Source organism: Brachybacterium epidermidis, assembly GCF_015209585.1.
In the GTDB taxonomy this organism is placed as follows: Bacteria; Actinomycetota; Actinomycetes; order Actinomycetales; family Dermabacteraceae; genus Brachybacterium; species Brachybacterium epidermidis.
Genome location: NZ_JADEYR010000014.1, coordinates 1 through 23628 on the forward strand (window position 1 = coordinate 1; position 23628 = coordinate 23628).

20 protein-coding genes and 1 tRNA gene are annotated in these 23628 nt (G+C 71.3%); 8 read left to right on the forward strand and 13 right to left on the reverse strand.

All coding sequences use genetic code 11. The annotated features are described in order from the left end of the window. Positions 1-177 precede the first annotated feature (177 nt). From IOE58_RS11350 to IOE58_RS14680, 4 genes are all read right to left on the reverse strand, one after another. A complete protein-coding gene (locus IOE58_RS11350) occupies positions 178-1572 on the reverse strand; it encodes an alpha/beta hydrolase (protein WP_348981964.1) in 1395 nt (464 codons plus the stop codon). Next, the gene (locus IOE58_RS11355; RefSeq protein ID WP_228019851.1) at positions 1569-2237 is read right to left on the reverse strand and encodes a DinB family protein; all 669 of its coding nucleotides are present in this window, start codon (positions 2235-2237) and stop codon (positions 1569-1571) included. Before IOE58_RS11355 ends, IOE58_RS11350 begins: the two co-directional genes overlap by 4 nt. Further along, entirely contained in the window at positions 2234-4345 is a 2112-nt protein-coding gene (locus IOE58_RS11360) for a prolyl oligopeptidase family serine peptidase (protein WP_348981965.1), read from the reverse strand. Before IOE58_RS11360 ends, IOE58_RS11355 begins: the two co-directional genes overlap by 4 nt. 218 nt (positions 4346-4563) lie before the next feature. Further along, the gene (locus tag IOE58_RS14680) at positions 4564-4692 is read right to left on the reverse strand and encodes a hypothetical protein (RefSeq protein ID WP_284690649.1); all 129 of its coding nucleotides are present in this window, start codon (positions 4690-4692) and stop codon (positions 4564-4566) included. Positions 4693-4856: 164 nt separating this feature from the next. Between IOE58_RS14680 and IOE58_RS11370 the strand changes: the two genes are divergently transcribed. Next, on the forward strand, positions 4857-6110 hold the full coding sequence (locus IOE58_RS11370; RefSeq protein WP_193866499.1) for a glycoside hydrolase family 3 N-terminal domain-containing protein: 1254 nt from the start codon (positions 4857-4859) through the stop codon (positions 6108-6110). Positions 6111-6145: 35 nt separating this feature from the next. On the opposite strand, the gene thiD is transcribed toward IOE58_RS11370, so the two are convergent. After that, a complete protein-coding gene (gene thiD, locus IOE58_RS11375) occupies positions 6146-7024 on the reverse strand; it encodes a bifunctional hydroxymethylpyrimidine kinase/phosphomethylpyrimidine kinase (RefSeq protein WP_193866500.1) in 879 nt (292 codons plus the stop codon). 387 nt (positions 7025-7411) lie between these two features. On the opposite strand from thiD, the gene IOE58_RS11380 reads away from it, so the two are divergent. Together IOE58_RS11380 and IOE58_RS11385 are read left to right on the forward strand one after the other, a co-directional pair. After that, on the forward strand, positions 7412-8176 hold the full coding sequence (locus IOE58_RS11380) for a hypothetical protein (protein ID WP_348981966.1): 765 nt from the start codon (positions 7412-7414) through the stop codon (positions 8174-8176). Positions 8177-8221: 45 nt separating this feature from the next. After that, a complete protein-coding gene (locus IOE58_RS11385; RefSeq protein WP_193866501.1) occupies positions 8222-9055 on the forward strand; it encodes a hypothetical protein in 834 nt (277 codons plus the stop codon). A gap of 201 nt (positions 9056-9256) precedes the next feature. On the opposite strand, the gene IOE58_RS11390 is transcribed toward IOE58_RS11385, so the two are convergent. From IOE58_RS11390 to IOE58_RS11415, 6 genes are all read right to left on the reverse strand, one after another. After that, positions 9257-10150, reverse strand: coding sequence for a Bax inhibitor-1/YccA family protein (locus tag IOE58_RS11390; protein WP_193866502.1), 894 nt, complete (start codon positions 10148-10150; stop codon positions 9257-9259). Between the two features lie 204 nt (positions 10151-10354). Continuing rightward, the gene (locus tag IOE58_RS11395; RefSeq protein ID WP_193866503.1) at positions 10355-11131 is read right to left on the reverse strand and encodes an amino acid ABC transporter ATP-binding protein; all 777 of its coding nucleotides are present in this window, start codon (positions 11129-11131) and stop codon (positions 10355-10357) included. Next, a complete protein-coding gene (locus tag IOE58_RS11400; protein ID WP_193866504.1) occupies positions 11118-11783 on the reverse strand; it encodes an amino acid ABC transporter permease in 666 nt (221 codons plus the stop codon). Before IOE58_RS11400 ends, IOE58_RS11395 begins: the two co-directional genes overlap by 14 nt. 4 nt (positions 11784-11787) lie before the next feature. Next, positions 11788-12492: a transporter substrate-binding domain-containing protein gene (locus IOE58_RS11405; protein ID WP_193866566.1), complete on the reverse strand. Its 705-nt coding sequence runs from the start codon at positions 12490-12492 to the stop codon at positions 11788-11790. 298 nt (positions 12493-12790) lie between these two features. Beyond that, complete coding sequence (locus IOE58_RS11410; RefSeq protein ID WP_193866505.1) at positions 12791-13924, reverse strand: trans-sulfuration enzyme family protein; 1134 nt, start codon at positions 13922-13924, stop codon at positions 12791-12793. 148 nt (positions 13925-14072) lie between these two features. Beyond that, positions 14073-14810, reverse strand: a complete 738-nt coding sequence (locus IOE58_RS11415) for a YggS family pyridoxal phosphate-dependent enzyme (protein ID WP_193866506.1) — start codon at positions 14808-14810, stop codon at positions 14073-14075. A gap of 162 nt (positions 14811-14972) precedes the next feature. Here IOE58_RS11415 and IOE58_RS11420 point away from each other — a divergent pair, with 162 nt between their 5' ends. From IOE58_RS11420 to IOE58_RS11430, 3 genes are read left to right on the forward strand one after another with little or no spacing between them, the layout of a single operon-like run. Continuing rightward, on the forward strand, positions 14973-17093 hold the full coding sequence (locus IOE58_RS11420; RefSeq protein ID WP_193866507.1) for an MMPL family transporter: 2121 nt from the start codon (positions 14973-14975) through the stop codon (positions 17091-17093). Further along, positions 17059-18423, forward strand: coding sequence for a sensor histidine kinase (locus IOE58_RS11425; protein ID WP_193866508.1), 1365 nt, complete (start codon positions 17059-17061; stop codon positions 18421-18423). The genes IOE58_RS11420 and IOE58_RS11425 overlap by 35 nt, the downstream gene beginning before the upstream one ends. After that, positions 18420-19040, forward strand: a complete 621-nt coding sequence (locus IOE58_RS11430) for a response regulator (protein ID WP_193866509.1) — start codon at positions 18420-18422, stop codon at positions 19038-19040. The genes IOE58_RS11425 and IOE58_RS11430 overlap by 4 nt, the downstream gene beginning before the upstream one ends. A gap of 41 nt (positions 19041-19081) precedes the next feature. Here IOE58_RS11430 and IOE58_RS11435 read toward each other — a convergent pair. Beyond that, positions 19082-19155: transfer RNA gene (locus tag IOE58_RS11435), tRNA-Leu, on the reverse strand. 124 nt (positions 19156-19279) lie between these two features. On the opposite strand from IOE58_RS11435, the gene IOE58_RS11440 reads away from it, so the two are divergent. Next, complete coding sequence (locus IOE58_RS11440) at positions 19280-21442, forward strand: helicase-associated domain-containing protein (protein ID WP_193866510.1); 2163 nt, start codon at positions 19280-19282, stop codon at positions 21440-21442. Positions 21443-21626: 184 nt separating this feature from the next. Continuing rightward, positions 21627-21893, forward strand: a complete 267-nt coding sequence (locus tag IOE58_RS11445; protein ID WP_193866511.1) for a hypothetical protein — start codon at positions 21627-21629, stop codon at positions 21891-21893. 88 nt (positions 21894-21981) lie between these two features. Here IOE58_RS11445 and gndA read toward each other — a convergent pair whose 3' ends face one another. Next, positions 21982-23553 carry an NADP-dependent phosphogluconate dehydrogenase gene (gndA, locus tag IOE58_RS11450; protein ID WP_193866512.1) on the reverse strand — a complete coding sequence of 524 codons (1572 nt, stop codon included), beginning with the start codon at positions 23551-23553 and terminating at the stop codon, positions 21982-21984. Positions 23554-23628: the final 75 nt, after the last annotated feature.

Here is a 23628-nt window from a genome sequence, read left to right on the forward strand (position 1 = left end):
GCCGTGAGCAGCGCGATCCCGCCGCGGTGGCTGCGCACCAGCGGCGCGGCGCTGCGGATCCCGGTGGCTCGACGGCGCGTGACGTTCCCCTCCGGCCCCGGCTCCGGGGCCCCGGGAGCAAGGGTATAGCGAGCTCTGTCCTGCGGGAACAGCCCGGTCGCGGATCACATGCCGGGGTCAGTCCAGACGCACGCGTCGCGATCGTCGTGCCAGCGGATCCACCTGTGCCTGCTCGCGGCGCACCCGGGCCGATTCCAGTCGCAGTCTCCACGGGGAGAACCTCTCCGCGGCCATGGCCAGCTGCAGGCCCCGCTGGAGCACCTTGTTGACGGGGGTGCGAGGCAGCTCGGCCAGCTCGGCGGCACGGTCCGGCAGCAGGTGCGCGGCCCCCGCCACGCTCCAGCGGGCGGCCACCTGCGCGATCTGCGAGTGCGAGTCCAGCACCGAATGGCCCGTGCCCGGCAGCTCCAGCAGGCGCGCCCCGGGGATCCGCCGGGCGAGATCACGGGCGGTGCGCGGCGGCAGCAGCAGGTTACGACCACCCGCGACCACCAGGGTGGGTGCGGTGATGTGGCCGGCGAGGTCGTGCAGGTCCAACGGCTCGCCCTCGAAGTCCGCGACGGCTCGTGCCTGCTCCGCGGGCAGCACCAGCGAGTCCATCGGCCGACCGTCGGCATGGCGACCGCCGCCCAGCTCGGTGTGGGCGATGGGGGCGACGAGGTCCAGCTCGCGCACGTAGGGGGTGGATTCCAGCCAGCGCTGGGCGAGCACCTGCCGGATGCTGTTCCAGGTGAGCTGGCCGCGGTCCATGGCCAGCAGGTCCACCAGGTCGCGCACGGCCTCCGGGCCGCCGTACTCGTGGACGGCCAGCACGATGGTGCCGGCGCGGTGACCGTCCACCACGCCGCCCTCCACCAGGCGGCGCAGCACCCGGGCGGTGGTGGCGGTGGTGGGGTCGTTGCCCTCCCAGTACATGTCCCGCAGGGCCTGCTGCCCGGCCAGTTCGTCGTCTGCCCCGGTGAGCGGGGAGTCCAGCACCAGCGAGTGCACCCGCTCGGGATGCAGGGCGGCGAGAGCCTGCGCCAGGTACGCGCCGTAGCCCGTGCCGTACACGGCGGCCTGCTGCACCCGGGCGTGGTCCAGCACGGCCACCAGGTCGCCGAGCACGTTCCGCAGCCGCATCGACTCCACCGGCAGATCCGCCCCGGTGGAGTCCAGGCGGGACAGGCCCACCCCGCGGTGCTCCATCATCAGCACGTCGACGCCGCGCGAGGCCAAGGAGCGGCGCAGGTTGTCGTAGGGGAGAACGGAGGCCATCCCGGGGCCGTCCGGGATCACCAGCAGCGGCACCTGGGCGCGGTCCGGCACGGTGCGGGCGCTGCCGGGGGCGCGTCGACGGGGCAGGCGCCGCGGGGTGGCCCGGGCGTAGCGCAGGGGGAACAGCCGGTCATCGGCATCGTCGCCGTCGCTGATCTCCCGGTACACCGTCATCAGGTCGTTGCGTATGGTCAGCAGTTCGTCCTGGCCCGGGCGCTCGCTGATCGAGTGGTTGTTGAACAGTCGCACGGTCACTCCCCTGTCCGGCCGTCGATCAGTTCGGTGAGCACATCGAGGTGGCCGACGTGCCGGGCGGTCTCCTCGATCATGTGGGTCAGCACCCAGCGCAGGGTGCGGGGCTCGCCGGTTCCGCGCACCTCCTCGTGGAGGTCCCGCTGTGCGCGCTGCGCCAGGGACCCCTCACAGGCCTCGCGGTAGTCGGTGCGGGCCTCCTCCACGGAAGCACCGTCCTCGAGCCGGAACTCGGCATCGCGGTCGGGATTCTCGGAGACGTCCATCCATCGGTATCCCACCTCCGACTCCGGCACCCCTCCCACCACCGCGCGGAACCAGTAGCGCTCCACATCGGCCAGGTGCCGCAGCAGCCCGGTCACGGTGGTGAGGGTCCCCAGCACCGGGCGGGCACCCTGCTCATCGGTCAGGCCTGCGGTCTTGACGAGCACCGTGGCTCGCAGGAAGGCGAGGAAGCCGTCGAGGGTGGCGGCCTCGTCACCGCGCAGCGGCGGCTCGGGGCGGCCGTCCGCATCGAGGCCCTCCTCGGCGTCTGTGCCGGAGGCAGGGTCGTCCTCGTCCTGCTGCTCGGCGGCCAGACGATCCATCAGGTCGTCGAAGGACTCGGGCTGCTCGGCCGGGGCTTGGTCACCAGGGGTGCCTGCAGCCGGGTGCACGGGGTCGCTCATGCGTCGTTCCTGCCGATGGTGCTCCACAGGAAGGCGTACATCAGCGCGTTCATCCGGGCGGCCTGCTCATTGGTGGCCGCGCCGCCATGACCGCCCTCGATGTTCTCCCAGGAGCGCACGTCGGCCCCCAGCGACTCCAGGGCGGCGGCGAACTTGCGGGCATGACCGGGATGGACGCGGTCGTCACGGGTGGAGGTGAGCAGGAAGGTGGGCGGGTACTCGGTGCCCTCGGTCAGCAGATGGTACGGGCTGAAGGTGCGCACGAACTCCCAGTCCTCGGTATCCGGGTCCCCGTACTCGGCCATCCACGAGTTGCCGGCCAGCAGGTGGCTGTAGCGCTTCATGTCCAGCAGCGGCACCTGGATGATGACCGCCCCGAACAGCTCCGGGTACTGGGTGAGCATGTTGCCGGTGAGCAGGCCGCCGTTGGAGCCGCCCCGTACCGCGAGGTGCGCGGTGTCGGTGACGCCGCGCTCGATCAGGTCCTTGGCCACGGAGGAGAAGTCCTCGTAGGCGCGGTGGCGGTTCTGCTTCAGCGCCGCCTGGTGCCAGCGGGGCCCGTACTCGCCGCCGCCGCGGATGTTGGCCAGCACGTAGGTGCCTCCGCGCTCCAGCCATGCCTTGCCGATGGCGCCCAGGTAGGCGGGGGTCAGGGAGATCTCGAAGCCGCCGTAGCCGTACAGCAGGGTCGGCGAGGGACCTGCGGCCTCCTTCTCGTCCCCGGCGCGGCCGGCGCGGCCGATCTCGAAGTACGGGATGCGGGTGCCGTCGTCGCTGGTGGCGAAGTGCTGCGTGACCTCCAGTCCCTCCGCCTCGAAGCGGGCGGGGGTGGACTTGATCAGCTCCGGCTCGGTGGGCTCCCCGCCCTCGAGGAGGGGCGCGAGGTCGCCCAGCAGCAGGCGGGTGGGCTCGATGAAGCCGGTGACCGTCACCCACACCTGGTCGTTCTCGTCGGGGTCCACCGCGGCCACCGCCAGGGAGCCGCTCAGCTCGGGGTACAGGTCGCGCCGCACCCAGGAGCCGTCGCCGTCGCGGGTGTGGACCTCGAGTCGGTGCACCACGTCCTCGAGGATCGACAGCACCACGGCGCTGCGGGTGATGGTCATGTCCGCCAGGGAGGTGGTCTCGGTGGGTTCGAACAGCATCGTCAGCTCCGGCTCCCCGGCACGGAACGCCGCGAAGTCGCCCACCACCAGGGAGCCGGCCGGGTAGACCGATCCTGCGACCTCCCAGTCGCTGCGGGGGGAGAACACCGCCAGGTCGCGGTGGGCGCTCGCCTCCAGGTCGCGGGGGACGTCGATCCTCTCCAGTGCGGGCGGGGACTGCTCGCGGTCCACCAGGTGCAGGGTGGTGTCGTAGAAGGCGTGCATCTGGACGATCCAGTCGCGCTCCCAGCCGGGGGTGGAGTCGTGGGCGACGAACACGCTCATGTCGGTCTCGTCGGCCTCGAACACCAGCTCCGCCTCGGCCAGCGCCGTGCCGCGCTTCCACAGTCGTGCCTGGCGCGGGTAGCCGGACAGGGTGGTGGTGCCCTCCCCGAAGTCGGTGGACACCCAGGTGGTGTCCTCGTCGATCCAGTTAAGGGAGCCCTTCGCGGCCGGGCGCACGAAGCCGCCGTCGGCCTCGGGGATGAAGGAGCGGGTCTCCAGGTCGAACTCGCGGGTCACGTCGGCGTCGGAGCCCCCGTGGGACAGGCTCACCAGGGCCCGGCGGTACGGCTCGCCGTCGGCGGCGCCCTCGGGCCGCAGCAGGCTGGCGCCGTGCCACACCCAGTCCTCGCCCTCCTCCGCGTTGAGGGCGTCCACGTCCAGCAGCACGTCCCACTGGGGGTCATCGGTGCGGTAGGACTCCAGGGTGGTGCGGCGCCAGAGCCCGCGCTCGTGCTCGGCGTCGGTCCAGAAGTTGTAGAGGAACTCACCGCGCTTGGTGACGCCGGGGATGCGGTCCTTGGCATCGAGGATCTCGCGGATCTCCCGCTGCAGGGTCGCAGCCAGTGGTGCGCCCTCGGGGTCCGCGGGGTCGCGCACGGCGTCCAGCTCCTGCTCGGCCGCGGCGTTGCGCTCCCTCACCCAGGCCAGGGCCTCGGCCCCTCGACGTCCTCGAGCCACTGGTGGGGTCGCTGCTGCCGTCGGCGGCGGAAGCTGGGCTGCCGCCGGCCTCGGGGCGGCTGGGGCGGAGCTCGGGGGGCGGTGCTCATCGGTCGCGGTTCTCCTCGGTCCAGGTGGTGAAATCGGTCAGTACGGTCTTCCAGGCGCCCTTCCAGGCGTCACGGGCCTGGGCGCTCTCGATGCCCTTGTGCTCGATCGCGAGGGTGCTGCGGGGCGCTTCATCGGTGACGCCGCCGAGGCGGGAGGGACTGCGCCCACCACTCCCCCACGCCCCAGCGGTCCACCAGCATCCCGGCGATGGCGGCGTGGTCGCGCTCGCGGCAGCCGGCCTCGTCCAGACGCGTCACCCAGGTGGCGAACCCGGTCCCGGTGGCTCTCGATGGCAGCGGCGCGGGGGTGGTCCTGCGGCGCAGGCGTGGCAGTCATGGGCACCACCCTAGACTCCGGGCGGTGGGCCCGGTCACGGCCGGGGACGGTTCGGGACCGGAAGCGGGACTGGAAGACTGCGGGCATGCGTCGACGTCAGCTCCTGGCCCTCTCCCCCGCTCTCGCCCTGGCCGCCTGCACCTCGCCGGAGCAGGGCGACGGAGCTGATCCCGTTCTCCCGGCAGACCCGGAGGCCACCTCGGGAGGTGAGGAGGAGGGCTCGAATCCCACCCGCGGCGAGGGGACGGGCTCCGGGGACGAACCGGAGCAGACCGAGCCTGCGCCCGGCCCCTGGGACCCGTCCGAGCAGGTCACCGGGCTGCTCGAGCAGCTGACTCCACGGGAGGTGGCAGGGCAGCTGGTGATGGTGGGGATCATGGCGGGCTCCACCCTCCCCTCCGAGATCCTCCGAGAGCACCACGCCGGCGGGATCTTCCTGCTGGACGTGTGGCGGGATCCCGGCCAGGTGGACAGGACGGTGGCTGCCGCCCGCGAGGGCTCCCGACCGGAGCTGCCGCCGCTGGTGGCCGTGGACCAGGAGGGCGGGCAGGTGCGGATGCTGCGCGGTGACGCGGCCCGGCGCACCCCCTCGGCCGAGGAGCTCGGCGAAACCGGCCCAGACGCCGTGGGCGATGCCTACACCTCCATCGGGGAGGATCTCGCCGCCCGCGGCATCCACGTCGCCTTCTCGCCCGTGGCCGACGTGGTGGACCCCGCACTGGGGCCGGCGAACGAGCCCGTGGGAGGACTGGGCCGCGGGTTCGGCACCGACCCCGCGCACGTGGGTGACTGCGTCATGGCCGCCGTCCAGTCCCTGCACGACGCCGGCACCGGCGCCACCCTCAAGCACTTCCCGGGCCTGGGCCGCGTGGAGCAGAACACCGATCACTCCGCGGAGGGGATCATCGACGACACCACCACCATCGAGGACCCGTTCCTGGACTCGTTCCGAGCGGGCATCGATGCAGGGGCGGAGCTGGTGATGCTGGCCTCCGCCACCTATGCGCAGATCGATTCCGAGGCTCCCGCGATGTTCTCGCGCGCGGTGGTCACCGATCTGCTGCGCGGTCGGCTGGGATTCGAAGGTGTCGCCGTCACCGACGACATCGGGGCGGCGAAGGCCGTGGCCGCGGTGCCGGTTCCCGAGCGCGCCACCCGATTCCTGGACGCCGGCGGGGACGTGCTGCTGACCGCCGATCCGTCCATCACCGGACAACTGGTGGACGCGATCCAGGAGTGGGCATCCCGGGGCCCCGAGCAGGAGCAGCGGGTACGGGATTCGGCCGCACGGATGCTGACGCTGAAGGAGCGCCGGGGACTGCTGGGGTCAGGCGGGTGAGCAGCGGGTGAGCGGCGCTGCGAGCACGCCCTCCGTCAGGCGCGGTCCAGGGTGATCAGGTGGTTGACGGGCCCGAAGGCGCGACCGTTGCCGCGCGAGACCTCCCAGTCCTCCGCGTTCTCGATGGCGCTGGCCAGGAACTCGCGGGCGGAGGCCACGATGGTGACGACGTCGTCGTGCTCGCCCTCCTCCCCGATCTCGCCGAGCTCCCCGGCGCGGTCGAACTCCTGGATGCGGGCCATCTGGGCGGTGATCGCCGCGGAGAGCGTGGCACCCGAGCCACGCACGTGCCGACCCGGCACCCGCTCGGCCCGCAGCAGATCGGTGCCGCCGGGGTGGACCAGCACGTCCACGGCGTCGTCCCCGACCAGACGGCCGCCGGTGATGAGCACCGTCCCCGGCCCCATCGCCTGCAGTGCCAGCGCCTGGTCCCGCATCCCGTCGATGGTGGTGGCCGGGGCGGTGCCCAGCAGCTGAGCGGCCTCGACCATGTTGGAGGTGAGCATGTCGACGTGAGGGAGCAGGGCGGTGCGCAGTGCCCGCGCCCCTTCGGCGGAGATCAGGGGGGTGCCGTCGGTGCCGATCATCACCGAGTCCAGCAGGATCCACCCCAGGCGCTCGCGATGGGTGCGCACGGCCTCCGCGACGGCTTCGACGACGGCGGCGCTTCCCAGGGCGCCGATCTTGGTGGCATCCAGCATCAGGTCCTCGGCCACCGCGTCGATCTGGGAGCGCACCACATCCCCTGGCAGGTAGTGGGTGCCGCGCAGTCCCTGCGTGTTGACCGCGCAGATCATGCTGATCGCACTGGCCCCGTACACGCCCAGGGCGGAGAAGGTCTTGATGTCCGCCTGGATGCCGGCGGCGCCGTCGGAATCGGAGGCGGAGACGGTCAGGACGAGGGGCGGACGCATGATGATCTCCGTGGTCGAGGGTTCCGGGCTCGGGCGGCGGCCTGCGGGAAGGCGACGGGTGCGCCGACAGGGGGAGGGTACCAACGAGCGCTGGACCGCTCGGATCGGGCACGATCGTGCGAGAATCACCCGGGGGCATGGCCCTGAGACCAGGGGTGCGACCCCGAGACGCCGGGGAGGTGGCGATGACTGAGGATCCGCGCAGATCGGGCTCCGCCGGGGGGGACATCCGACGGCGGGGGGTTCGGCGGCAGCGGGCTGCCCGACTTCACCGCGCGGGGCGCCGCGCCCGGCACCGATCCCACCGGGCTTCCCGACTACGTCGACCGGGCGACGCCGGCGACGCTGGGCGAGCCCAGCCAGCGCAGCCGCAACCGTGCCCTGACCGTGGTGCTGTCCGTGGTGGGGGCCACGGTGCTGCTGCTGGCGGTGGTGGCACTGGTGCTGTCCCAGACGGTGTTCCGCAGCGTGCTGGAGGAGGATCCCCCCGCCTACCCCACCGGCCCCCGCACCGCCGAGGGGCAGAGCGAGTACGTCCCGGATCCGGAGGACCCTGATCTCGCTCCCCCGCCGCCCATCTTCACGCAGGCGCCGACGGTGGACTGCCACGTCCCCGATCATGCTGAGCCCGCCCCGTCCTCGAACGGCACGATCCGCGGCGGGGACCTCCAGTACACGATCCCCAACGGCTGGGACTTCCCCTGGGGCTCCGGGAGCATGCCGTACATGAACGAGGTGCAGGGCCAGGGCCGCAACGTCGAGGGCAACTGGTACTCGGTGGTGAACCTGGGGCGCGTGGTCTTCCCGGATTCCGAGGGTGGCTACCCCGGCTCGGAGCGTGCGGCGGTGGCGATCTTCCAGTGCTACGCCACCACGGCCGGGGTGATCTCGCACTTCGGTGAGCATCCTGAGGTCACCGACTACCGCACCGAGGCCATCGAAGTGGACGGCTACCCGGCATGGATCGTGCAGGCCACTTACAATTTCGAGGACCCGGACATGCTGGAGACCTCCAGCGCGTCCATCGTCACCTCCATCGTGGTGGAGGGGCCCAACGGCCCCAGTGCCCTGGCCTCGGACGTCGCCGCGGACCATCCCGATCATGTCCAGGGGCTCGAGGAGATCATCGCCAGCCTCGAGGTCGTCGAGTGACCGGCCGCCGGGGGGCGGCCGGATGAGAGTCGAAGGAGCAGTCAGGTGAGCACCGGTTCCCCGTACACCGGCCCGCAGTACGCGCAGGGTCCGGACGGCCGCGGCGGCCGGAGCAACGCCCTGCTGATCGGCGGTATCGCCTTCGCGCTGGTGTTCCTGCTGATCGTCGGCGGCACCGTCGCGTTCCTGGTGTTCCGCAGCTCCGGCGGCAACGGGGCGGGCAACGGCACCGGGAGCACGACGGTCAGCGACAGTGCCAGTGCGACGACCACCGAGGAGACCGCCTCGGCCACCACCACGCCGCCGGAGACCACGCCCATCGAGGAGGAGCGGCACTGCTGGTCCCCCGTCAACGAGCGCACCTCGGAGAACCCCTCGGGCCGGTTGCGCGGCGGTGGTCTGGAGATCACGCCGCCCGCGATCTTCGACACCCGTGCGAACACCACCTACCTGCACTTCACCACGGACGCGCAGACCGCGATGGCCCCGGTGGAGGGCAGCTGGGTCTCCTCCATCGGGGTGGGGAAGCTCCAGTGGCAGCCGGGAGTGGAGTACCCCGGGGAGAAGGCCGCCGCCGAGCGTCTCGTGAGCTGCCTGTACGGCAACGCGAGCATCTGGGGGGACACCTCCCAGCGCACCCTGCACGATCAGGTCACCGAGGCCGTCACCATCCAGGGGATGCCCGGGTATCGGAGCACCGCCGTGCTGAAGTTCGGCAAGCACAACTTCACCAAGACGGACTCCACCCGGATCGACGTGGTCGTGCTGGATACGCCCGAGGGTCCCAGCGTGTACTCCTCGGAGATCTCGATCGGCGTGACCGAGCACGAGGATGCCGCCGCCCAGGCCTACGAGTCCATCACCGGCCTCACGGACTGAGACCCTGACTGCTCGCTCAGACCCCGCCTCCTGACCCGAGTTCAGCATGCGGAGGCGAATCCCCGGCTCATTGCCGCCGCCCCACGCACAGCTGTGGCCCCCTCCGCATCACGGAGGGGGCCACAGTGTCGTTGGCTTCGCGAGCACCGAACCGTGGCTCAGCGCCCGGGTGCGCTCACCTTCACGCGGGAGCGCCGGAGGTCAGTCGCTGCCTCGCAGGATCGAAAGGATGCGCAGGATCTCGATGTACATCCACACCATGGTGACCGCCAGGCCGAAGGCGCAGCGCCACGCGTAGGCACGCGGGGTGTGGCCGGAGGCGGCGCGCTGGACGTCCTCGAAGTCCATCACCAGGGAGTAGGAGGCCATCACCACGGCCAGGCCGCCGATGATCAGGCCGATGACGCCATCGCGCAGGCTCTGCCCGGCCAGGAGCACGAAGCCGATGTTGACCAGGAGGAACAGCATGTAGGCGATCATCGCGACCATGAAGATCTTGGTGAGCACCGGGGAGGTGCGCAGGATGCCCATGCGGAAGAGCACCAGCACGGTGCCGGCCACCGCGAGGGTGCCGATCACGGCCTGGACGGCGATGCCCGGGTAGTACAGGTCGATCGAACCGCTGATCCCGCCCAGCAGCATGCCCTCGAAGACCGCGTACGCGAGCACCAGGATGGCGGAGGGCTGCTTCTTGAAGGAGTTGACCAGACCGAGGATGAAACCGCCGATCAGGCCGACGATGGTGGCGGCTCCGCCGATCAGCAGCCCCAGCTGCAGGCCCGACTCGCCCATGACGGCGCCGAGCAGGCGCGGGGTCACAGCGATGACGAAGCCGACCACCATGATCACGCCGAGGGTGGCGGTGATGGCGTTGAGCGCATCGCGCATGGTCATGCGGCCGGTGTCGTGACCGGTGGCCGCCGGGCGGGCGTACATCGCCTCGAGCTGGTCGGTCTGCTGTGTCTGCTGCGCACCGAAGTCGGAGGACCACTGGGTCCCCTGGGGAGGGCCGGACTGGCCGAACTGCGGGCTGCTGAAGGACTGCCCCCGCTGAACGGCCTGGTCACGGCCGAAGATGACATTGTGGCGGGCCATGATGCTCCTCGGGAAGATGGATCTGGACGGGGTCACGCGCCATCGCCTGGGGTTCCCCGGACAGGGCGATGGTCCTGACCTCCGGTCGGGATCAACTGTATAGGGTTCGCGTCCTCTCGTCCTGGAGGCAACCTGGACGTTCGCTCAGGGCATCCCGGTGCACCTCCCTGGGTGACCCAGTGGGCGGTGCCGGTCTCGGTCCTCTCACACCGAGCCGATGACCTCGCGGAACCGGCGCAGGCGCTCGTCCTCGCTGCGGAAGAACTCCTCCGGTGATCCGTCCTGCCGCACCTTCCCGCCCTCCAGGAACACCACGCGGTCCGCCACGCGACGGGCGAAGGCCAGGGAGTGGGTGACCACCACCAGGGTGCGGTTCTCCTGCGCCAGGGCGGCCAGCACCGCCACCACCTCGGCCGCCAGCTCGGGATCCAGGGCCGACGTCGGCTCGTCGAACAGCAGGAAGTCAGGATCCATGGCCAGCGCCCGGGCGATCGCGACACGCTGCTGCTGGCCGCCGGAGAGCCGATCCGGGTAGGAGTCGGCCTTGTCCGCCAGTCCCACCTTCGCCAGCAGCTCCCGGCCCAGGGCCTCTGCCTCGTCGCGGGAGCGGCCCAGGCTCTCGACGGGCGCCAGCGTGACGTTGCCCAGCGCCGTCAGGTGCGGGAACAGGTTGAACTGCTGGAACACCATCGTGGATCGGGAGCGGATCTCCCGCACCGTGCGCGGACTGATGCGTCCGCCCACGTCGATCGGCCCGGAGCCCAGGTCGATCTGGCCGGCATCGGGCTTCTCCAGCAGGTTGATGCAGCGCAGCAGGGTCGACTTCCCGGATCCGGAGGGGCCCAGCAGCACCGTGGTGCGACCGCGGGCGATCTCGAGGTCCACGTCGTCCAGGGCCACGAGGTCACCGAAGGTCTTGCGGATTCCGATCAACCGCAGCGGGTTGCGGGCATCGGCAGCGCGCAGATCAGCTGCGGACATGGGCGGACACCTTCTTCTCCAGGACGTTCTGGCCCAGGCTCAGCAGGGAGACCATCACCAGGTAGATCAGGGCCACCAGCGTGTACATGGCCATGGGCTCGAAAGTGCTGCCGGCGACCTGCCGGCCCACCTGGAACAGGTCCACCAAGGTGATGGCGAACACCAGGGAGGTGCCCTTGACCAGGTCGATGAAGTCGTTGGCCAGCGGGGGCAGCACGATCCGCATCGCCTGCGGCGCCACCACCCGGCGGAACGGGGTGGCGCGCGAGAGGTTCAGGGTCTGGGCGGCCTCGAACTGCCCGCGCGGGAGCGACAGGATGGAGGCGCGCACCGCCTCGGAGGCGTAGGCACCGGTGTTCAGCGCGAGAGTGACCACGGCCGCCGGGAACGCATCGAGGCTGATGCCCAGGCTGGGCAGGCCGAAGTACACGATGAACAGCTGCACCACCAGCGGCGTGCCGCGAAACACCTGCACGTACGCCCAGGCCAGTGCCTTCAGCGGCGCGGGCCCGTACAGCCGTACCAGTGCCACCACCACCGCGACCACCAGGGCGATCGCGAAGGAGATCAGCGACAGCGGGATCGTGACCTCGACGGCTGCCCGCAGCAGGCGCGGCAGCGACTGCAGCCACAGCTCCAGGAAGCCGGGCATCCCCTCAGGCCTCCGGGGTGATGTCCTGGCCCACCCACTGCTCGTAGATGGCGGCCAGCGAGCCGTCCTCCTTCATGCCGGCGAGGATCTCGTCGACCGCATCCAGGAGGGGCTGCTGCTCCTGCTGCATGATCACGCCGACGGTGACGTCGGTGGGCAGTTCGGCGTCCAGCAGGCGGAAGGCCGCATCGGGGTGCTCCTCCTGGTAGGTCTGGAAGGAGATGAAGTCGTTGGCGGTGGCGTCCACGCGGCCCTGCACCACCAGCTCGATGGCCTCGGCGAATCCCTGGACGGGGACGATCTCGGCGCCCAGCTTCTCCATCTGCTGGGCCCAGTTGCTGGTGGCGGTCTGGGCCGAGCGCTTGCCCTCGAGCTCCTCCGCGGCCTGCACCTCGGAGTCCTCCGGCACGGCGATGCGGCCGATGGACTGCGCGTACGGCTCGGTGAAGGCGTACTTCTGCTGACGCTCCTCGGTGATGCCCACGTTGTTGATCACCAGGTCGTAGCGGTCCACGTCGAGGCCTGCGATCAGGGAGTCCCATTCGGTCTCGATGTACTCCGGGGTCACGCCGAGGCCCTCGGCGATCTTGTCGGCGATGTCCTTCTCGAAGCCGACGAGCTCGCCGGAGTCGTCGTGGAAGGCGTAGGGCCGGTAGGTGCCCTCCAGGCCGATGCGGATCGAGCCGTTCTCCTGGATGCGGGCGAGGATGTCCTCGTCGACGGAGCCTCCGCCGCCCCCGCCGTCCGAGCCGCCGGAGCCTCCGGGGCCGCCGCTCCGCGGGTCGGGTCCTCGAGCCGCAGGCGGCCAGCAGGGCGGCGATCGAGCAGCCGCCGGCGGTCAGGGCGATGCGGCGGGTGGGGCGCGGGCGGGGAGCAGAGCTGCTGTTCATGGAGAGTCCTTCGGTGGTGGGTCCGGTGCTCGGGCGGGGCGTTTCGGGGTCAGCGGGCAGTGGTGGGGCCGGACCAGACCTGGGGTTCGGCCGGCGGCAGGGACCTGGACCCGGGGGTCAGCGAGCGGAGGCGAGGGCCTGCGCGAGGTCCTCGAGCAGGTCGTCGATGTTCTCGATGCCGACCGAGAGCCGCAGCAGCTCATCGGAGATGCCGGCGGTGGCACGGGCCTCGGGGGTCATGGCCTCGTGGGTCATGGTGGCGGGGCGGCAGATCAGCGACTCGACCCCACCCAGGCTCACCGCGTACACGGGGTAGCGCAGGGCTTCCACGAACCGCACGCGGTCCAGCCCCGCAGCGAGCTCGAAGGAGAGCACGGCGCCGGGACCGTCGGCCTGGGAGGCGTGGATGCGGGCCTCCTGCTCGCTGTGGGAACCGGGGAAGAACACCGTCGTCACGTCGTCGCGGTCCCGCAGGAACTCGGCGATGGCCCGGGCGTTGTCCTGCTGGCGCTCGAGCCGCAGGGGCAGGGTCTTGATCGCCTGGATCAGGCGGAAGGAGTCCGATGGCGACAGCACGCCGCCCTGGGCCTTCTGCGCCAGCGCGTACGCCTCGGCGAGCGCGGGATCACTGGTGGTGACCACGCCGGCCAGCAGGTCGGAGTGCCCGGCGAGGTACTTGGTGGCCGACTGCACCACCACGTCGGCACCGAGCTCGAGCGGGCGCTGCAGCACCGGTGTCATGAAGGTGTTGTCCACGGCCACCAGGGCGCCGTGACGGTGCGCGAGCTCGACCAGGCGACGCAGATCGGTGACTCGCAGGGTGGGGTTGGCGGGCGTCTCGACGAACACCATGCGGGTGGCGGGAGTGAAGTCCTCATCGGTGAGGGCGCCGAGGTCGTCGACGTAGCGTCCGGTGAGTCCGCGGGCGGGGAACACCTTGTCCACGAAGCGGAAGGTTCCTCCGTACACACTGGTCGGCAGCAGCACCTCGTCCCCCACCTCGAGGGTGGAGAACACGGCGGCGGTGGCGGCCATGCCGGTGGCGAAGGCGAAGCCGTGCTCGGCGCCGTCCAGCGCGGCCAGCACCTGCTCGAGCTGGGCGCGGGTGGGGTTGGAGCCGCGCTGGTAGGCGTAGCCGCCGTCATCGGTGGCGGCATCGAGCTCGAAGGTGGATGCAAGGTGCACCGGGGGGACGACAGCTCCGTGCTCGTGGTCCCTCAGCGTCTGTACGGCGACGGTCTGGATGTGCACGAGTGCCTCCGCTTCTCAGGTGTGGGGTCGATTTCTCAGGTGTGGGGTCGATCGAACGCTCACACCCTAAGCACGATTTATGACAGACCCAAGTTCTCCATGACGATGTGTGAACCACCAAACGCTCCCCGCGGGCCGACGCCGGCGCTCAGGCGGGGCGAGGCCCGAAGATCGCCGATCCGACGCGCACAATGGTGGCGCCCTCCTCGACCGCGATCTCGAGGTCGCCGCTCATGCCCATGCTCAGCTGCTCGAAGTCGTCCAGGCCCAGCCGTTCCCGCACCTCGTCGCGCAGTTCCCGCAGGGACCGCAGCGATGCCCGCACCGCCGCGTCGTCACTGGTGTTGGCTCCGATGGTCATCAGGCCCACGGGCCGCAGCACCTGACTCCCCCTCAGTCGCTGCACCACGGGGATGACCGCTTCCGGCGTGGGGTCGTAGCCGCCCTTGGACTCCTCTCCCGAGGTGTTGACCTGCACCAGCACCTCCCGATGCAGCCCGGCCATCTCGGCGCGGCGCTCCAGGGCCTCGGCGATGTCATCGCGATCCACGCTGTGGATCAGCTCGGCGAACGCCACCACGTCCCGTGCCTTGTTGGTCTGCAGGCGGCCGATGAAGTGCCGCGGCACCCCGTTGCCTGCCAGCAGCGGGTCCTCGTGCTTGGCCATCTCCTGCGCCCGGTTCTCTCCCACCGCGATCGTGCGCCCGCGCTCCCGCAGCACTTCGATCACCGCGGCGATCTGCTGGGGGGTTCGGGTCTTGGTCGCCAGCAGCACGGTGATGCCCGCACCGTCACGACCTGCCTGGGTCGCAGCGGAATCGATGCGCGAGAGCACCTCGTCGATGCGTGAGACGAGTTGGGGGCCGACAGGGAATGGGGCAGTCATGGTTCCCATTGTGGACCGGACCCGACGCCGGATGGGTGCTGTCGTGCCACCGCAGGGGCCGCGGAGGCCGCGGTCAGGTCCCCCGCATCCATCGTTCGATGGATCTGCGCTTCCCTCTACCGCGCGATGTCCGGCCGGGACCCGCCGCGGTTGACTGCAGGCATGAACCATTCCCTGTCCTCCCTGCTCACCTCGCGCCGCGGCGCCTGGGCCGTGCTGACCATCGCCCTGGTGCTGACGGTGGCGCTGTTCGGTCTGCTGAGCGGCGCCGAGGCCCCCGCTCGCAGCACCCATGCCCCGGTGGATTCCGAATCGGCGCGGGTAAGTGCCCTGTTGGAGCAGTTCCCGGATGCAGACCACCAGTCGGTGCTGGTGGTGGCCACCCGAGCCGATGGCGGCTCCCTCGGAGCCGACGATCTGCAGGCACTGGACGGCCTGCTGCCCCCTCTCGCCGAGCACACGGCAGCTGACCCCTCGGGGCCGGTGGTGAGCGAGGACGGGCAGGCAGCCCTGCTGATCGCCCCGATCACCCTGGGGGCGGACAACTCCGAGACGGCCCAGACCATCAGCGACCTGCGCACCACCCTTGCGGATCACGCGATCGAAGGAGTCTCCCTGCAGGTCACCGGCGGTCCCGCCTTCGGGGCCGATATCGCCTCCGCTTTCGACGGCGCGGACTTCACCTTGCTGGCAGTGACGATCTTCATCGTGGCGGCCCTCCTGATCCTCACCTACCGCTCACCCGTGCTGTGGCTGGTGCCGCTGGTGGTGATCGTGCTGGCCGACGGCCTCGCCGGCCGAGTCACCGCCGCAGTGGGTGCCCACTGGGGTCTCCAGTTCGACGCCGGCATCATCAGCGTCCTGGTGTTCGGCGCTGGCACCAACTACGCGCTGCTGCTGATCTCCCGGTACCGCGAGGAGCTGCAGGCCGAACCCGATCACCGTGCAGCGCTGGCCCGTGCCTGGCGAGGCGTGGCGCCCGCGGTGATGGCATCGAACGCAACGGTCGTGCTGGCGCTGCTGACCCTGTTGCTGGCAGCGATCCCCCTGACCCGCGGCCTCGCCATCCCGGCCGCGATCGGGCTGCTGATCGCAATGGCCTCGGTTCTGCTGGTGCTGCCGCCGCTGCTGGCGGTCTGCGGGCGCCGGGTGTTCTGGCCGTTCGTGCCGACAGTGGATGGCGGCGGTCACCGCTCCCGAGCCGGCGCCTGGCGCACGGTGGCCGGCGCCGTGGTGCGCCGACCCGTCATCGCGCTGACCGCCTCCCTCGCCCTGCTCGGCGTGATGGCCACTGGCCTGCTGGGCACAACGGTGGGTCTGGACCAGGCAGATCGGTTCCGTGTGGAGTCGGAATCCGCGGCGGGCCTGGAGGTGCTCTCGGAACACTTCCCGCCCGGGGAAGCAGCGCCGATCCTCGTGGTCACCGCACCCGGCAGCGTCGAGCAGGTGGTTGAGGCGGCTCAGGGCATGGACGGGGTGGTGCGGGCTCATCCCCTGGCAGTGAAGGAGGACGGCTCGCTGGCATCGGTGATGGTCACGAGTGAGTACGCGCCCGGGACCGAGCAGAGCCTGGACCAGGTGCGCGAGCTGCGCAAGCAGGTGCATGCGATCGATGGAGCCGACGCCCTGGTGGGCGGCAGCGTGGCGAGCGATCTGGATGCCCGTGAAGGGAACCGCGCGGACCTGCTGCTGGTGGCGCCGCTGATCCTGGCGGTCACCTTCGTGGTGCTCCTGGTGCTGCTGCGTTCGGCAGTCGCCCCGGTGCTGCTGCTGATGGTGAACCTGGCCAGCACCGTCGCCGCGATCGGGGCCGGCGCGTGGCTGAGCCGGATGCTGCTGGAGCAGCAGGCCCTGGACCCCCAGGTGCCGATCCTGGCGTTCCTGTTCCTGGTGGCCCTGGGCATCGACTACACGATCTTCCTGGTGCACAGGGCGCGCTCCGAGGCCGGGGCCTGGGGCACGCGGCGCGGGATGGTGGAGGCAGTCACCCACACCGGTGGGGTGATCACCAGTGCCGGCATCGTGCTGGCCGCGGTGTTCGCGGCACTCGGCGTGCTGCCATTGGTCACCCTGGCGCAGCTGGGCCTGGTGGTGGGCGTGGGCGTGGTGGTGGACACCCTGGTGGTGCGCACCGTGATGGTTCCGGCGATCTTCTCCCTGGTGGGGGACCGGATCTGGTGGCCGGGGCGCCCCGCGCCCGCGACCTCCCCAAGTGGTCATGCCCTGCTCGACAGCGCAGAATCGAACCATGAGCCTCGTCCAGACGCCCCTGCGCAGGCCTGAGCGCACGGGTCGGGTGCCGGCCGGCCTCACCGCGAGAGCGATGGAGGTGGGCCGGCACCTCATCGCGGTGGCCCTCACCGTGATCGGTGTGCTGCGTGCCCTCGCCGACGGAGTGGCCCCGGCCGCCGCGATCGTGGCGGGCCTGGCGATCCTGGGCTGGCACGCGGCCGGTTCCGTGATCGCCACGCGCCCTGCCCCGGGCGGTTCCGCGCCGGGCCGGATCGGTCCCCGTGCAGCCCGGCCGGTGTGGTGGCTGCTGGGCCTGGCGATGGTGTGGGTCGCGGCAGTGGCGGTCTCGCCGGAGTTCGTGTGGCTGGCGTTCCTGCTGTGGCTGCTGGCCGGTCACCTGCTGCCGCTGTGGTGGGGACTGGCATTCGCAGCGGCCGTGCTGATGGTGGTGGGAGTCGCCCCGGTGCTGCACCACGGCAGCACCAGCTGGGCCAGCGTGCTCGGACCGCTGATCGGTGGGGTGTTCGCCTTCGGGATCTCCCGTGGGTACCTGGAGCTGCTGCGGGAGGCGGCGGAGCGGGAGCGCCTGCTGGCCTCGCTGACACGAGCGCATCACGAGCTGGCCCAGCTGCAGGACGAGCTCGCCCTCGCCCAGCGCCGCTCCGGTGCGATCGAGGAGCGGCACCGGCTCTCCCGCGACATCCACGACACCGTCGCCCAGGGCCTCTCGTCAATCCGTCTGCTGTCCCATGCCGAGTCACAGCGCACCGCCGACCCCGAGGCTGCGCGCACCCTGGACCGCGTGGAGCGCCTGGCTCAGGACGGCCTGGTGGACGTGCGAAGGATCGTCGCCGCACTGCTGCCGGCGCAATTGGAGGACGATGCCCTGACCGGGGCACTGCATCAGCTGCTGGACCGCTTCGAGGACGAGACCGGAATGCAGGTGGCGCTCCATGTCGACGGGGAGGTGCCGCCGCTGCCCAGCGAGGTGGAGGTGGCGCTGCTGCGCACCGCTCAGTCAGCGCTGGGCAACGTGCGACGGCACTCCGGGGCAACCCGGGTAGCGGTGAGCCTCAGCGGCGCCGGGGACTCCGTGCGTCTGGACGTGCGAGACGACGGCACCGGGTTCGACGTGCGCCGCTGGGAGGCCGTCGGCCCCGGGCCGGAACAGGCCGACGGCACCGCGAGCTTCGGCCTGCGCTTCATGCGGCAACGACTGAGAGAACTGGGCGGGGACCTGGAGGTCGAGAGCACCCCGGGCGAGGGCACGGCCATCTCTGCCCACCTCCCGCACGTGCCGCGCACCCGCACCGGGGCCGCCCCTGCTGCACCCTGGGGCCAGGGTTCTCAGTCCCGCCCGATGATGGAGAAGACGCCATGACCGCGAGCGTGCTGCTGGTGGATGACCATCCTGTGGTGCGCAGCGGACTGCGCGCCGTGCTGTCGGCCGATCCCTCGGTGCACGTGGTGGGTGAGGCCGGGACCGGGGAGGAGGCAGTAGCCCTGGCGCGCGAGCTCGAGCCAGCCGTGGTGCTGTGCGATCTGCGACTGGGCGCGGGCATGAGCGGCATCGACACCACCCGCGCCCTGCGCGACCTCGACCCCGCACCCGCGGTGCTGATCCTGACCACCTTCGACCGGGATGCCGAGCTGCTGGGGGCGATCAGTGCCGGCGCGACCGGGTACCTGCTCAAGGACGTGCCGCCCGAGGACATCGTGGCCGGCATCCTGGACGCCGCTGCGGGGCGGACGGTGCTCGCACCGGAGCTCGCGGCCAGGGTGCTGCAAGGAATGCGCACCCCGCTCCCCCGGCTCACCGAGCGCGAGGTGGAGGTGCTGCGACTGCTGGCCACCGGCGCCACCAACCGGGAGATCGCCCGGGAGCTGTTCGTTACCGAGGCCACCGTCAAGAGCCACCTGGTGCATGTGTTCACCAAGCTCGGCGTGGACTCGCGCTCCCGTGCGGTGCACCTGGCGCAGCGGCAGGGCCTGATCTGATGCGCGCGACCTGCCTCGTGCCCCCGACGTGACCTGCCTCGTGCCCCCAACGGGATTCGAACCCGTACTGAGCCGCTTTTAAGGCGGCTGCCTCTGCCGGTTGGGCTATGGGGGCGGGCTCCGGTGGCGTCGGGGCCGTCAGCGCCGGTGCCGTCGGCGCAGCGAGAGCGGCGCGGTCGGCATCGGCACGGGCGAGCTGGACCTGCCCGGAGCCGGACCAGCCTATGCTGGATCGCACCATGACCGCTGTGATCCGGTCCCTCGCGGACTCCCTGCGACGGTTCGGCGATGACCGCCTCGAGGCCCTTCTCGTCGCCCGGCCGGATCTCGCCTCGCCCCTGCCCAAGGGCATCGGCCCGCTCGCGGCGCGCGCGGCTGGGGCGGGTTCCGCGCGGCGCGCCCTCTCGGCCCTGACCCTGCCCGAGCTGCACCTGGTGGAGGCGCTGGCCGTGCTGCCCGACGGCGCCTCTCCACGGGAGCTCGCGGCGGCGGTGTCCTCCGACCCGGCCACCATCTCCACCGCGGTGGAGCGCCTGGAGACCCTGGCGGTGGTGTGGGGGGAGGACGAGCTGCACCTGATCCGTCCACTGCGCGAGGGGCTGCGCACCCCGGCGGGACTGGCCGCACCCGAGGCCGGGGACCCGACGCCCCAGGAGGCCGAGCGGATCGTCGAGGCTGCCCGGGGGCAGCACGACGGCGTCCTCGACACCCTGGCCTGGGGTCCCTCGACGGTGCAGGGCAACGGCCACCTGGCGCGCCAGCTGCTCGAGGCGAGGATCGTCCGACGTGAGGAGGACGGCACCCTGCGCCTGCCCCGCAGCATCCACCTGGCCCTGCGCAAGGGTCGCGTGCGGCGCATCCACACCGCTCTGAGACCGGGCCCGCAGGGCCCTCCCCTGCACGAGCGCATCCCCGGCAGCCGCACCGCACAGGCCGTGGAGCGGGCCTTCGAGGCACTGCGCCTGGTGGGCACGGTGCGCGGCTTCGACGAGGACCCTCCCGGGGTGCTGCGGCGCGGTGGCATCCCGCAGCGCGATCTGAACCGGCTGGCCGAGCGTGCCGGTTCGGATCTGCTCACCTACGCGACCGTGCTGCAGACGGCCTGGCAGGTCGGGCTGATCGGCCACGACGGGCAGGAGTGGCACCCCACCCGTGACTGGGACGCGCACCGGGAGCGCTCGGCCGAGTCCCGCTGGGCCGAGCTGGCCCTGGGATGGGCCCGCGGCCACCACCTGGCGGCCGTGGTGGGAACCCCGGATTCCTCCGGCACCGCGCGCCCCCTGCTGTCCGATCTGACGAGGCGTGACGGTGTGCGCACCCGCCGCGGCAGCCTGCTGCGCGCCCTGCGCACCTCCCCCGGCATCAGTGCCACCCCGGAGTCCCTGCAGGCCTCCCTGGCGTGGGCGTTCCCGCTGGTCCCCGCCTCCGTCATCGCCGAGGAGACAGCGGCGATGCTGCGTGAGGGGGAGGCGCTGGGGCTGGTCGACGCGGGTGCGTTGACCGTGCTGGGCGGGCAGCTGGTGCTGGCCCTGGATGAGGACGTGATGCAGGCCGATCGGCGGCTCACCGAGGCACTAGAGGTGTCGGCGCCACCGCCGGTCTCCGAGGTGCTGGTGGACGCCGATCTCACCGTAGTGATCCCCGGCCGACCCTCGGAGCAGCTGATGCCGCTGCTGGATTGGACGGAGGTGGTCTCCCGCGGCGGCGCGGTGACGCTGCGCCTCAGCGCCTCCTCGATCCGTCGGGCGCTCGGCGTGGGTGGGGACCCGGAGCTGCTGCTGGACCTGCTGCGCGAGCACTCCCGCGCCCCGCTCCCCCAGGCCGTGGAGTACCTGGTGCGCGATGAGCAGCGCCGCCACGGCCGGGTGCAGGTCTCCCGGGCCGCCACGGTGCTGCAGGCCGAGGCCGAGGTGCTGGACCTGCTGCAGGCCGCCGCGGAGGCGACAGCGCTGAACCTGCGCCGCCTGGCCCCCACGGTGGCGGTGACCATGTCCGATCCCGGTTTCGCCCTGCAGTGCGCACGCCGCGCGGGGCTGTCACCCCAGGCGGTGGGGGCCGACGGACGCCCGGCCGATGCGCAGCTGTCGCACTCCCTGGCGGGCGGTCCCCTGGCGGCGGACCTGGTCACCGTGGACGGGCCGGAGCTGCGCCTTCCCCCGGCCGAGGCCGTGGCCCGCATCCGGGAGGCCGAGGCGGGGGGCGCCGATCTGAGCGTCACCGACCGTCTGCTGGAGGCCATCGCCCAGGGAACCTCACTGGCGCTGGGCATCGTGGACGGCAGGGGCGGTGTGGTGGTGAAGCAGGCACAGCCGATCTCCCTGGAGGGCGGGCGTCTGCGCGCCCGCGAAGCAGGCCGGGACGAGGAGTTCACGGTGCTGGTGCACCGGGTGACCCTGGGCTGAGTCGCAGTCGGAGCACCCCTTGCTGCCCGTGGCACCACGGCACGGCAATGGGGAGTGGTCCCCATCGCGCCGCGGGGTGTGACCTGCGGTACGATCCCCCTTGGCCGGGAGGTGCTCACCCCCGGTCCCCAGTGTCCGGTTCGCGCACCGCAGCCGGTGACAGATTGCTTGGAAGGGGAACCCCATGACTGCTCCCACCGGCGGCTTCGACGTCGCATCCCTCAAGAAGAACGCCCTCATCGCCACCATCGTCGGCTTCCTTTGCGGCGGCGTGATCCCCGGCGTGCTGGGCCTGCTCGGCTACCTCAAAGCCGATACGGAGCCCGAGACCGCCCGGAAGTTCACCAAGTGGGCCTGGATCGCCTTCGCGATCATCTGGGTGCTGAACATCCTGTTCTGGATCATCGCTCTGGCCACGGGCATCTTCAGCGCCTCGGTGAGCACCTACTGATCCGTCTCCGGCCGCCCTTCGAGAGGCGGCGCACCAGAAGGCCCGGACCTGCAGGTCCGGGCCTTCTGGCACGGGGGAGCGGGCAGGGTCAGCGGGAGGGGCCCTGGCTCTCGGTCTGCCCCGCGCCGTCGGCGGACTCGGCCTTCACGTCCTCACCGGCCTCGCGGTCCACGATGCCGTGGGTCACGCCGTGCTGGTCGGAGTCCTGGCGGGTCTGTCGGCGATCCTCGGACCACTCCACGTGGTAGGTGCCCTCGGCGTCCACACGCTGGTAGGTGTGGGCACCGAAGTAGTCGCGCTGGGCCTGCACCAGGGCGGCAGGCAACCGCTCGGCCCGCACCGCGTCGTAGTACGACAGGGTCGAGGCGAACACGGGAACCGGGTACCCGGCGGTGGCGGCGTAGGCCACCACGCGGCGCCGGGCCGGGATGCACTTGGTGATCTCGGTGGTGAAGTACTCGTCGGCCAGCAGCAGGGCCAGATCCGGGGTGCGCTCGTAGGCCTCGGTGATGCGGTCCAGGAAGCGTGCCCGGATGATGCAACCGCCCCGCCAGATGCGGGCCATGTCGCCCAGGGTGATGTCCCAGCCGTACTCCTCGGCGCCCTTGGCGATCTCGTCGAAGCCCTGCGAGTAGGAGACCAGCTTCGCTGCGTACAGCGCCTTCTGCAGGTCGTCGATGAACTGGGCGCGATCGGCGATCTCGGGGGCCTCCGCCTGCGCGGGCAGCACGGCCTGGCCGGCCTCGCGCTGCGGCACCGAACCGGAGACGGAGCGGGCGAAGGTGGCCTCGGCGATGCCGGTGACCGGGACGCCGAGGTCCAGGGCGGTCTGCACGGTCCAGGCGCCGGTGCCCTTCTGGGCGGCGCGGTCCAGGATCACGTCCACGAAGGGCTTGCCGGTGTCGGCGTCGGTGTGGGCCAGCACCTCGGCGGTGATCTCGATCAGGAAGGACTCCAGGTCCCCCTTGTTCCACTCGGCGAAGACCTCGCCGATCTGCGAGGCGCTCATGCCCAGGGCCTTGGACATCATGTCGTAGGCCTCGGAGATCACCTGCATGTCGGCGTACTCGATGCCGTTGTGCACCATCTTTACGAAGTGGCCGGCGCCGTCCGCACCGACATGGGTGCAGCAGGGCTCGCCGTCCACGTGCGCGGAGATCTTCTCGAACATCGGGCCCAGGCGGTCGTAGGACTCCTTGGTGCCGCCAGGCATGATCGAGGGCCCGTTCAGGGCGCCCTCCTCACCCCCGGAGACGCCCGAGCCCACGAAGTGCAGGCCCTTCTCGCGCAGGGCGGCCTCGCGGCGGCGGGTGTCGGTGAACAGGGCGTTGCCGGCATCGACGATGATGTCGCCCTCGTCCATCAGGGAGGCCAGTTCGTCGATCACGGCGTCGGTGGGCTTGCCGGCCTTGACCATGATGATCGCCACGCGGGGCTTCTGCAGGGATGCCACGAAGTCGGCCATCGACTCCGAGGGGTAGAACTCGCCGTCGGATCCGTGGTCGGCGATGACCTTCTCGGTCTTGCCGACGGAGCGGTTGTGGACGGCGACCTTGAAGCCGTTGCGGGCAAGGTTGCGGGCCAGGTTCGAGCCCATCACGGCCATGCCGGTCACACCGATGTCGGCGACGTCGGCGGGTGAGGGTGCGAAGGATGCCATGGGAACTCCTCGGGTCGGGGGCTGTCGATCCGGGCCGACGCCCGCGGGCGGGGCGCACGGAGCGCGGATCACCGT